The following is a 10,773-nucleotide window of genomic DNA, read 5'->3' on the forward strand; positions in this document are numbered from 1 at the left end:
CGGCAGGCCGCGCTGCGCGAGCTGGGGCCGTGGGCCTGGTGGTCAACGTGGAATCGATGGCCGCGCTGACTGCGCTGCGCAGGCTGGCTCCCGGCCTGACCCTCTCGCCGGCCTCCGGCGACGACCTGGCCCAGCGCCTGGGCCTGCGCCACTACCCGGTGCTCATCACGCCCACCGGCATCGAGCAGTAGGTGCGCAAATGGCCCAACCGCATGCGGTCGAGGTGCTGCTGCGGCCAGCGGTGGAGCTTCATACCGTGGCGGTTTGCGCCGGCGCCGCGATTCTGTGCCTGGTGGCACCGTGGTCGCTCGCGCTGAACCCGCTGCTCGGCCTGGGCTCGGCGCTGGCCTTCCTGACCTTCGGCGCGATTCGCCTGCGCGATGCCTGGGCGATCCTGCGCTATCGCCGCAACATCCGCCGCCTGCCGCGCTACGTGATGACCAGCCGCGACGTGCCGGTGAGTCAGCAACGGCTGTTCGTCGGCCGGGGTTTTCGCTGGGAGCAGCGACACACGCACCGGCTGATGCAGACCTACCGGCCGGAGTTCCGCCGCTATGTCGAGCCGACGGCGATCTACCGGGCCGCCCGGCGGCTGGAGGAGCGGCTTGAGTTCGCGCCGTTTCCCGTCTCGACGCTGGCACGGGCGCTGGCCTGGGACAGCCCGCTCAACCCGGCGCGGCCGCTGCCACCGGTCGGCGGACTGCCGCGTCTGCATGGCATCGAGCCGGCTGAGGTCGACGTCACCCTGCCGCTGGGCGAGCGCGTCGGCCACACCCTGGTGCTGGGCACCACGCGCGTGGGCAAGACGCGGCTGGCCGAGCTGTTCATCACGCAAGACATCCGCCGCAAGGTCCGCGGCGAGCACGAGGTGGTGATCGTCTTCGACCCCAAGGGCGATGCGGACCTGTTGAAGCGCATGTACGTCGAGGCCAAGCGCGCCGGGCGCGAAGGCGAGTTCTACGTGTTCCATCTGGGCTGGCCGGACATCTCGGCGCGCTACAACGCCGTGGGCCGGTTCGGGCGGATCTCCGAGGTGGCCACGCGCATCGCCGGACAGCTCTCCGGCGAAGGCAACAGCGCGGCGTTCCGCGAATTCGCCTGGCGCTTCGTCAACATCATCGCCCGCGCCCTGGTCGAGCTGGGGCAGCGGCCGGACTACCTGCTGATCCAGCGCCACGTCATCAACATCGACGCGCTGTTCATCGAGTACGCCCAGCACTACTTCGCAAAGAACGAGCCGAAGGCCTGGGAGGTCATCGTCCAGCTCGAAGGCAAGCTCAACGAGAAGAACATCCCGCGCAACATGATCGGGCGCGAGAAGCGCGTGGTGGCCCTCGAACAGTACCTGTCCCAAGTGCGCGTCTATGACCCGGTGCTCGACGGCCTGCGCAGCGCCGTACGCTACGACCGGACGTACTTCGACAAGATCGTCGCTTCGCTGCTGCCGCTGCTGGAGAAGCTCACCACCGGCAAGATCGCGCAACTGCTCGCACCGAACTATTCCGACCTGTCCGACCCGCGGCCGATCTTCGACTGGATGCAGGTCATCCGCAAACGCGCGGTGGTCTACGTGGGGCTGGATGCGCTGTCCGACGCCGAAGTCGCGGCGGCGGTGGGCAACTCGATGTTCAGCGATCTGGTCTCGGTCGCCGGCCACATCTACAAGTTCGGCATCGACGACGGGCTGCCCGGCGCCGCGGTGGGCGCCAAGATTCCGATCAACGTCCACGCCGACGAATTCAACGAGCTGATGGGCGACGAGTTCATTCCGATGGTCAACAAGGGCGGCGGTGCCGGCGTGCAGGTGACGGCCTACACGCAGACCTTGAGCGACATCGAGGCGCGCATCGGCAACCGCGCCAAGGCCGGCCAGGTGGTCGGCAACTTCAACAACCTGTTCATGCTGCGCGTGCGCGAGACCGCCACCGCCGAGCTGCTGACGCGACAACTGCCCAAGGTCGAGGTGTACGCCACGGCACTGATGAGCGGCGCCACCGACAGCTCCGACCCGCACGGCAATACCGCCTTCACGTCCAACACCCAGGACCGCATCAGCAGCAACAGCGTGCCGTTGATCGAGCCGGCGCATGTGGTGGCGTTGCCCAAGGGGCAGTGCTTCGCGCTGATCGAGGGCGGCAACCTCTGGAAAGTCCGCATGCCGCTGCCGGCACCCGACCCCGACGAAGCCATGCCGAAGGATCTGCAGGAGCTGGCCGGCTACATGCGGCAGCACTACGTCGAGGCAGGAGACTGGTGGGAGAACCAAGGCATCCCCGGCCTGCAGGACAAGGCGCTGCCCGACGACCTGCTGGACGACTTCAAGCAGATGGCCGCCGCTGAAGAGGCCGAAGCATGAGCGATCCGGCCGTCGCGGCCCAGCGCCAGCAGCAACGACAGCAAGGCTGATCGCCGGTCTGGTCACGCTGCCGTTCCGCTTCTTCGGCGTGCTGTGCGGCGCGCTGCTGCTGTGCATCCTGATCGAATGCGTCGGCATGCACTTCTTCTGGCCCGAGCAGGGCTGGCGCCACGCGCAGGGCATGCTGCACTACGAGCTGGATCAGCTCTCCACGCATTTCACGCGCAGCGCGTTGGTGCAGGAGCCGGGGCGCACCGCGCACCGGCTGGTCGAGCAGGGCTACGACTGGCTGTTCGTGAAGAGCGGTCTGTTGGACTGGATACGCGACGCCTCGGCGCAAGCCAGCGCCGGCAGCCACCGTCCGACCAAGGATTTCCGCTATTACATCGGCTTGGTCTACGTGAACGTGGAGAGCTACCTGATCGCGGCGGCCTACACGACGCTGGTCTTCCTCGTGCGGCTGCTGGTGTTGTGCCTGACCCTGCCGCTGTTCCTGATGGCCGCCTTCGTCGGGCTGGTGGACGGCCTGGTGCGCCGGGACATCCGCCGCTTCGGCGCGGGACGCGAATCGGGGTTCATCTATCACCGCGCCAGGGCCAGCCTGATCCCGCTGGCCGTGCTGCCGTGGGTGACTTACCTGGCACTGCCGGTCAGCGTGAACCCGCTGCTGATCCTGCTGCCCAGCGCCGCACTGCTCGGCGTGGCGGTGTGCATCGCGGCGGCGACGTTCAAGAAGTACTTGTGAAACACCCAGGAGCGTCACTCACGCCGGTTCAGTGGGGCGAACGCGCAGCGGTGCGCCGGGCGCACTGTTGCGCGTGTACCGGCTGGGCTGCGAACTGACCGGGGGATTCTGTCGCTAATTTCGCCGGACAAAATCAGCCGCAAGTGCTTGTCACGGCACTAATTTCACTGGTTCCGCTAGTTTCTCCTTGTGCTTTCGTCGAGTGCTGTACCATCTGAAATCAGCAGGGGTTGCCCAAGGCACGCGGCGCGACTCGCACCTACAGCTTCGGAGGCAGGCCAGATGCAGCAGCTGCGATGCTACGGCGACGACAGAAACAATGGGTTCTGCGTGCATTGCGGCGGGCCAAGCGAAACCATCGATCACGTCCCGTCGAAAGTTCTCTTGGATGAGCCGTATCCAGAGAATCTCATGGCGGCTCCGGCGTGCCGTGAATGCAACAACGGCCTTTCACTCGACGAAGAATATCTGGCCTGTTTGCTCGAATGTGTCATCGCCGGGGACATCGCACCCGAAAAACTGCACAGGGCCAAGATTGGCCGTATCTTGCGTGCGAACTCCTCGCTGTTGACCCGATTGCAGCGGGCACGCACAGATGGTGCAGAAGGCCCTGTCTGGGCAGCCGAAAACGACCGCGTGAGTCGCGTCATCCTCAAATTGGCTCGATGTCATGCCGCATTCGAACTCAACGAGCCACAACTCCACGAACCATCACGCCTCGGATTCAAGCCGCTGTCGCTCATGACGGAAAAAGAGCGCACCGCATTCGAAAGCGATGACGACGCGTTCGATGTCTGGCCGGAAGTCGGGAGCCGTGCGATGCAGAGGCTGCTTGTGGCGGGCACCGACACTTTCACCGAGGGATGGTTGGCCGTGCAAGAAGGAAACTATCGCTTCCATACCAGCCAAGCCAATGGGCTGACCGTGAAAATCGTCCTTCGGGAATATCTCGGCTGCGAAGTCGTCTGGGACTGATCCGGCAGGACGCATTCGTTTCGGCAGGCAGATGGATTTCGAAGTAGCGATTCAGACGGGTGAAACCGTCTTCGTGTCTACCAGCGCCTGCAAATGGTCTAGTAGCAGCTTGGGAATCTGCCCGCCGGTGAGAAGCACACCGGCCTCCATGTTCTGCTCCATCGCGTGGCCGGTCAGGTTGGCGCTGGTGATGAAACACATCTTGCCATCGGCAACGGCGACTTTGGCGTGAACGCGCCCGTCAGAGAACGGGGCGGCTTTGTCTCGCCAGGAATAAAGCCTCGCAGCGGAGACCAGCGTGCTCATCTTGCCAATCGCGTCAAACGAGATGCTGCCGCCGTGGTCCTGAGACAATTCGAGCAGCATGGAGATGACCACTCCGCGATCACTTGCCGCATTCAGCGCCTTGACGATGGTCGAGACGTTGTAGGCCACGAAGCTGGTGATGAACAGGGTCTGCTCAGCGGCGTTGATGACCTGCAGTAGCGTCTGCTCGGTTCGTCGAGCCGAGACGAAGGGTGTCGTCGGTCCCGTCCACACGAGTTCGGTGGATTGTTGATTCGTAGCCTTGGTGAAAACATGGCCGGCGGCGAGCAGCATCGATGCAAGCTCATCGGCGCTGACCTCACTGGCTCGCCAAGCATCGATGAGCTGATCCACAACCTCAGCAGCAACGGGGGTGCTGACCACGCCCGACAGCGCACCGGCTGCTTTGCTGGCATCGGTCCGACGAATCCGGCTAGCTATGGCCTGTACCTTCTCAGGAGAGACCAGACAGACCACAGCTGCGACGGCGTCCAAGAGCCTCTCCATGTCACAAGCCCTTGAAGAAAGCCGCGTCGATACGTTCCAGGGTCGGAACCAGCAATGACCGATCCAGGTAGCGATTGCCGCGCTCGCAGGAGGTCTCGGCCACCAGGCTACAAGCGTGGCACGCCGCAGCATGAAGTGAGCGATCTTTCTCGGGATCGTGCTCGGAGCAAAGCGGGTCAGAGGAGCAGATCTTCGAGCGATTCAAGGCTTGTTCCAATAGGCGACCCAGATTCTCCGGCTTGCCGAGATCGACGAGACCGCCCAGCGTTCCATCGGAGTCCGCCGCTGCCGTGTAGATGAGGATACCGGCCTGCGGACTCTCGCCCGAGGTGTCGGCATAGATTCGCTCGCGGATACTCGCTGCGTTGTAGCCGCACTCCAACGCCAGCTCACGAATCAGCAAGTGCGATAGCGTGTGGAGCAGGGCGTAGCGAATGCCGGGGTAGCCCTCGTCAGGATCGAGATGACGTGAATTGCGCCATCCCCTGTGGCCGCCCCGGAGCATCTTGTCGACCTGCGCGACGGCAGGTAGTGCTTCCCAAGCGACGAGCGCCGGTTCATCGAACTGGATGAAGATACCCTCACCATGTACCTGGTTCGCGGGAACCCAATCCGGTTTGCTTCGTGAGAGGTTGGCCATCTGGGGCCGTTCGTTCGGGTCGCCAGTTTCTTCGGGCGCCTCCACCCGAGTAAAACCGAGCAAGGCATTGACCTCTCGCAGTCGCTCCAGAAGCAGCACTCTGCCGATGTGCTTCGCAAAAGCCGGTGGCGTGCCGACCTTCTTGCTCATGAAGTGCGGGTAGTCCGTGGGCGGATTCGCTTCTGTCAGCACGTCCCATTCGGGGCCCTTGATATCGGCCTCGCCCACGACCTCCTGTCCGCCACCGCTACGGTGCGCCTCGATAGCCGACCAGATCGACGCCGCAGGATATTTGTCGATCCCTGGCAGCGCTCCGGTCTTTTTAAGCGTCTTCGCCGTCACCAACACTTCCGCTTCGGACTCCAGCTCTTCAAAGAACTCCCAGCCATCCTGGATCAGTTGACTGAGTGGGTCCTTGGTCTGGGGAATCGCGAGCGCCGAAAGTGTGATTGGGAACCAACTGTTCGTGGCGCCCAACAGAACCGCCCGCGCTTCCTCGTCACATTCGTTGTCGAAGTGGTCGAGGTGGGGATGTCGTCCTCGGCAACCCGGCAGATTCTCTTTTCCGGCCTTGCCGAAGGCGTGGGCCATGCTCCTCGACGCACCACACGTATCGCATTTCGCCCATAGATTCTCCGTCTGCAGCGAGGCGCCGCTCTCGAAGAAGCGTAGCGTGCCCTTGCATGAACTGTTTCCACCGTGGACGAAGTAGTGCCAAGGGAAGTCGTCGAGGTGACCATCGCGACAGGCCAACAGGAAACGTGCCGGTACGGCATCGGCGTCCTTGGCGGGTTGATCGCCCTTCGAACCCCGACATCCTTTGTGGACGAACCGGGTTCGCTCGGGCCTGAAGCGGTTCTCCTTGATCTCGAACAGTCCGGCATCGAAGGGGGACAGCAGGCCGCATTTCACGCAGCGCATCCAGCGCGGGAATGGCCGGACGGGAACGCCGATGTTGGCCTCGGCCGACCAGACATCGACGAGCTCGCTTTTCTGGAACGGCGGCATCCGCAAGTTCTCGACCTGTGCTCCAAGCACCTTCCGAACGGCGGCCAGCAGTCTGGCTTCCTGGATCGGTTGGCAGCGGTCCTTTTCCCATCGGTCGATGCCAAGCGTCACGACGGACAGGCTCGGCAGATCGATCAACGCCCCTGGCCCGTAGGTCCAGAGCAACTGGCTGGGTCTTACTTCTCCGACTGGAGTCTTATTACTCGTCGTCATGTTCAGTCCTCATCCTTCGTCGCGGGACGAGGCTTCCAATCGTGGTCGTCCGTGATGTGGCTTGTATTCATGATCAAACGCACGCCGGGCTCCACTTCGCGCATCGACATTGGTACGGTCCAGTTGTCCCAGGCCTGGATGCCCGGTGACCTGATCAATGCAACTGTCTTGTCCTTCTCGGGGCCGCGCTTCTCATAGGCCAGGATGCGGCCACCTTTGCCTACTTCCTTGGCCCACTCATCTGCGCGCTCCTTGAGTTCCTGTTCGGCCAGGCCCTTGGTGCTGGACAGCTCGCTGACATTCCAGGCTCGTCTGACGAGCACATCGATGGCATCGGTGATCTCGGTCTGGTCTGACTTGTCCAACTTGCCTGCCCCCTCGTTGGGGCTGAAAACATCGTTCTCCAGACGCATCAGGCTCAGCAGCGAGCCGGTCAGGCCACGGTCCATCGCGCGCGGCGAGAACGGCGTCACCGACTGCGCTTCGACGTGCTTGTAGAAAGTGGCGTGGTAATGCTCGAAGGTTTCGTAGTGCGAGAGATCTCGTGGTCGTGCCCAGGTGAGCACTGTGCAGACCAAGCCGGGGAAGGAACGACCCACTCGGCTGGTGGCCTGGATGTACTCCGCCGTGCCTTTGGGCTGGCCGTTGACCGCCATCAGTCCCAGCCGATTGACGTCGACCCCCACCGACAGCATGTTGGTGGCCAGCACCACATCGATCGCCCGGGTGTCGCCCTCTTGCCACTTGGTCACGTACTTGCCGGCTGCGGCATCGAACTCGGACTTGAACTTCACCTCGAGGTTGTCGAGGTACTTCGGGATGTCTTGGCTGGAGACCCGTGAGGTCAGCTCGCGGATGTTGCTGACGCTGCGTTGCGCCAACGCGGGCCGCTCGACCATGCTCATCTGCACCCGGTAGGAACGCGTCTGCACGTCGTCCTCGGCCAAGCGCTTCATGCCCCCCAGCTCGCGCAGCGAGTTGAAGTAGCCGACCATGGTCATGTACGGATCTGCTGGCTCGCCGAAGTGATCGAACAGTGCCTGAGCAGCAGTCAGGAACGCCGTGTAGACGCGGATCAGCATCGCAGGTCGTGAACTTCCGGGAGAGCAGACCCCGAGGTAGCGCCGTCCCGGCTTGTCCTCGATCGGTCGCTGGACCGAGAAATAGTTGTCTTCCACGTCCAGCCCGTGCGGCGGGAACACCGACACACGCCGCATGAAGACGTTGTTCACCTGCTCGCGGGCCTTACGCACCGTGGCGGTCGACGCGATGATCTTCGGCTTGACCATATGTTCGCCGAGCTTCCAGCCGCACAGCTCGTCCACGGCCGTCTCGTACAGGCCAACCATGGTGCCGAGCGGCCCGCTGATCAGATGAAACTCGTCCTGGATGATCAGGTCCGGCGGTCGGATCGGGCTGATGTTCTTGACCTTGGTGGCAGCGAGCCCCTTTCCGGCCTGGTGGTTACCATGGCAGTCCGCGCCTTGCCATAGCAGGCCGTGCCGCTCGCATTCCTGGCCGACCCGACCGAACAGCGTGCGCACTTGGCCCCGCCACGCCATCATGGCGAACTTGTCCACGGTGGCGATCATCATCGTCGGGGGACGGTGGTAGATCTCCTCGTCCACGACCAGTACCGGAATGCCCGCGTGCGGGAGCTTGCTGGACTTGCCTTTCGAGAAGTCGCAACGGCCCTTCTTGTCGCCGCAGTAGACGAAGGTGCGCCCACGCCCCTTGTCGACCTCCACGTCGCGCCCTGGGGCGACTTCCGAGCCACACCAAGGGCAACTGGTCAGTTGCGCAGGAGACGCCGCGCCGGCGTTGTACTTACCGGGATTGCGGATGTCCTCGATGGCCCGATGACTGTCCTCGGTCGTGCCAGGGGTCACCTTGTTGCCCACCCACAGTCCGATGGTGAAGGGTTCGATGCCGAGCGATTCGTCACCCTTGGCCAGCGCCTCGCGACGCAGCACCTCCATCGCACAGATCAGTGCCGTGGCACGCTGAAACTGCTGCAGCGTCAGCAGGCGCAGGGTGTAACGCATGATCACGGCCAGACCGCGCGAGCCGTCGTAGCCGCCCAGGTTGCCCTGCATGCGCCGAATGGCCATGGTGAAGGCGGCTACACCTAGGTACGCCTCCGTCTTGCCACCGCCGGTAGGGAACCACAGCAGATCGGCATAGGCTTCGACCGGTTGCACACGATCCGGGTGCGTCGGGTCGGCCAGCGATGGGATCGACAGCAGCAGGAAAGCCAACTGGAACGGGCGCCAGCTGCGGTTCTTCAGTACGTCGAACTGCTCGACGGTGACGTCCTTGCCACGCCGGATTTCGAGGGCGTATTGGCTACGCACGCGCTGCGTGGCCATTGCCCGGTTGGCGAAACGGAAGGCCGCCAGGGCATTCGCGTCGCTCTTCAGCGTATCGATACCCTGCTGCAGGCGAGTGTGGATCTCCTGGCATCGATCCATTGCCTGTTGCGACTGCGCGTCGTAGCCAAGCACGTCGATGCCGACCCGAGCACGCTGCTCATCGATCCACGCGGCGTAATCCTTGGTCAACAGGTTGAGGGCGTCGACCAGCGGATCGATGTCCAGTGTGGCGAGGCGCTGCATGTCGAGCAGGCCACTGCTCACCATTTCCTTCATCGCCGGCCGGTCGGCGGGGTCCAGCCCCGGTGTCTCGGTGACCTGCACCTCGTACTGCGGCATGACAGTGATGCGCACCTCGGTGGCCAGCGTCACGTCATCCGCCGCTTCGGCATGGACGGCGACGCCGTGCCCCACCGCGAACTCCACCCGGTTGCGGTAGATCATCTCCAGCGATTCACGCTCCGGGTCCATACCGTCCGCATCCAGCACAGGCCGGCGGCGGAAGATTGCGCGCTTGGGTGCTTCAGCTTCCGAACGCACGATCAGCTCCGGCTGGAAGACCCAGGCGGTATCGCGGTTGGTCTCGGGTTCTTCCTGTGCGTTGACCAGGAACAGCGTCACCAAGCGATCGCCATTCGCGTTCTTGGCGCGCACGGAGCCCTGCACCCGCACTTCGGGATAGGTCTTGTCCGGCGCCTGATGAGGGATCACGCCTTCGGTGAGCGGCAGCACCAGCTTGCCGCCACAAGGGATGCGTTGCCAGACCTTGGCCTTGGTCTGCTCCTCGGCGCCGGTCTCCTTGTTCTTGCGGATGCGGAAGATCTCGTGCTCATCGCTGCGCTCGTAGCGACCCCAGCGCACCTCGATTTCGATCCGTTCGGCGTCACCATCCACACAGAAGGTCATGCCCAGGCTGCTCGGTACCAACGATTGATTGCTGGCAGCGTCGATCTCATCGGCGGCGTCAGACTCGGGCTCGACACGCCCCGTCGCCGTGCCGAACTCCGCACCGGGTTCATGCTGGCCGGGCGCCTTCGGGTCGGTGGGCTCTTCGACCTCGTCGTTCGCCAGTGGCCCTTCGAGCCCTTCGATGCCACCCTGTGCCGCCTCACGCGGGGCGAGCTTGCCCACCAGATAGCGATCCCGCACACCCATGTCGACGATGCGCTCATGAGGGCCGCCAGCCGGGCCGAGCAAGTCGTCCATCACGGCCAGTTGCAGCAGTTCGCGGATGTAGGCGAGTTCCTGCTGATGCTGGGGAGATCTGGGATCGGAACCGACCGTCGGCACTTCGGCGATGGTCTTGTGCAATGCCTTGGGCAGGGCTTCGACGAAATCGGTCCACTGGACCCGACCGATGCTGCTCGAAGACGGTGGCGTGAGTGCAGTGAGGCCGATCGAGACGGGGTCTGTGATCGACAGCAGTCGGTCGAAATAGAGCGTGGTGGTTTCGAGATCGGAACGAACCCGCAGCACACGCCCGACACGGGTGATGCTACCAACGGGGTTCAGGACCAGAACCCAGTCGTCCTCCTCGATGGCCTGATAGAGAGAACGCTCACCCTTCAGAACCAAGATATAGGGCGCGAGCCTGTGGTCGGTGCCGAGGCCATGATCGATGGCGATCCATGCGTTGGAAGTTTTCGTCATA

General features: G+C 63.6%; 6 protein-coding genes and 1 pseudogene. 4 read left to right on the forward strand and 3 right to left on the reverse strand.

What is annotated here, in order from left to right:
• The 4 genes and pseudogenes from BAY1663_RS23405 to BAY1663_RS23410 form a co-directional block, all read left to right on the forward strand.
• A partial coding sequence (locus tag BAY1663_RS23405; protein ID WP_128576127.1) for a PFL_4695 family integrating conjugative element protein occupies positions 1 to 191 on the forward strand: 191 nt, incomplete at its 5' end.
• Positions 192 to 199: 8 nt separating this feature from the next.
• A complete protein-coding gene (traD, locus tag BAY1663_RS07005; RefSeq protein ID WP_037038963.1) occupies positions 200 to 2,356 on the forward strand; it encodes a type IV conjugative transfer system coupling protein TraD in 2,157 nt (718 codons plus the stop codon).
• Positions 2,353 to 3,101 (forward strand): annotated as a pseudogene (locus BAY1663_RS07010) (TIGR03747 family integrating conjugative element membrane protein). Before traD ends, BAY1663_RS07010 begins: the two are co-directional and overlap by 4 nt.
• Before the next feature lie 282 nt (positions 3,102 to 3,383).
• Positions 3,384 to 4,076, forward strand: a complete 693-nt coding sequence (locus BAY1663_RS23410) for a hypothetical protein (protein ID WP_033895037.1) — start codon at positions 3,384 to 3,386, stop codon at positions 4,074 to 4,076.
• A 51-nt stretch (positions 4,077 to 4,127) separates the two neighbouring features.
• Here the strand turns inward: BAY1663_RS23410 and drmC are convergent, their stop codons facing one another.
• From drmC to drmA, 3 genes are read right to left on the reverse strand one after another with little or no spacing between them, the layout of a single operon-like run.
• Positions 4,128 to 4,877, reverse strand: coding sequence for a DISARM system phospholipase D-like protein DrmC (gene drmC / locus BAY1663_RS07020; RefSeq protein WP_223194972.1), 750 nt, complete (start codon positions 4,875 to 4,877; stop codon positions 4,128 to 4,130).
• Positions 4,878 to 4,890: 13 nt separating this feature from the next.
• Positions 4,891 to 6,750, reverse strand: coding sequence for a DUF1998 domain-containing protein (gene drmB / locus BAY1663_RS07025; protein WP_023657718.1), 1,860 nt, complete (start codon positions 6,748 to 6,750; stop codon positions 4,891 to 4,893).
• 2 nt (positions 6,751 to 6,752) lie between these two features.
• Positions 6,753 to 10,772: a DISARM system helicase DrmA gene (gene drmA / locus BAY1663_RS07030; RefSeq protein ID WP_023657717.1), complete on the reverse strand. Its 4,020-nt coding sequence runs from the start codon at positions 10,770 to 10,772 to the stop codon at positions 6,753 to 6,755.
• Between the last annotated feature and the right edge of the window lies 1 nt (position 10,773).

Origin of the sequence: Pseudomonas sp. BAY1663, assembly GCF_000582595.1 — a bacterium.
In the GTDB taxonomy this organism is placed as follows: Bacteria; Pseudomonadota; Gammaproteobacteria; order Pseudomonadales; family Pseudomonadaceae; genus Stutzerimonas; species Stutzerimonas stutzeri_AF.